The organism is Pseudoalteromonas sp. 19-MNA-CIBAN-0066 (assembly GCF_040308705.1).
Classification (GTDB): domain Bacteria; phylum Pseudomonadota; class Gammaproteobacteria; order Enterobacterales; family Alteromonadaceae; genus Pseudoalteromonas; species Pseudoalteromonas nigrifaciens.
The window spans coordinates 1-231 of sequence record NZ_JBEONZ010000454.1 but is presented as its reverse complement, the minus strand read 5'-3'; the positions used below and the strand labels follow the sequence as shown (position 1 = coordinate 231).

General features: G+C 44.2%; 1 pseudogene. It reads left to right on the top strand.

What is annotated here, in order from left to right:
- Positions 1-231 (top strand): annotated as a pseudogene (locus AAEZ18_RS19800) (hypothetical protein); the annotation flags it as partial.

The window sequence follows — 231 nt, the reverse complement described above, 5'->3', positions numbered from 1 at the left end:
CGAAGAGCCAGGTGAATTTGATGAGCTTGATGAATTACTTGAACTGGTACTTGCCGACACCGAGCTAAAAGCACTTGAGCCAATACAAATGTTGCTAGACATAATGGAAAGTGGGCTCATAACAAAGCAATTTATTAAAGATAACACAGGGCACTTTTGGGGCTTGCACGAAACCCGCCCTTATATGATGCTTCGCGCGCATCGAGCAAAAATACATGCGCTGCATGGTTA